General features: G+C 53.0%; 1 pseudogene. It reads left to right on the plus strand.

Annotated elements, in window-relative coordinates:
- Window positions 1-345: pseudogene (gene ycbX, locus EOS_RS45475) on the plus strand (6-N-hydroxylaminopurine resistance protein YcbX); the annotation flags it as partial.

The following is a 345-nucleotide window of genomic DNA, read 5'->3' on the forward strand; positions in this document are numbered from 1 at the left end:
TTCGCCACACAAGACGCACCAACCGAAGTTTGGGGCACACATTTTACCGCGCGAATTGCGCCAGACGCGATCAACAAATGGCTAAGTGGATTTTTCTCCCGCGAAGTGCAATTACGCTGGGTGGGGCCACAAATGACCCGGCGCGTGAAACGCCACAACACTGTACCTCTGTCATTTGCTGATGGCTATCCTTACCTTCTTGCTAACGAAGCCTCGTTACGTGATCTCCAACAACGTTGTCCGGCCAGTGTAAAAATGGAGCAATTCCGCCCCAATCTGGTGGTTTCCGGCGCGTCAGCCTGGGAAGAAGATCGCTGGAAAGTGATTCGCATTGGTGATGTGGTG

This window comes from Caballeronia mineralivorans PML1(12) (assembly GCF_001028175.1).
Classification (GTDB): domain Bacteria; phylum Pseudomonadota; class Gammaproteobacteria; order Burkholderiales; family Burkholderiaceae; genus Caballeronia; species Caballeronia mineralivorans.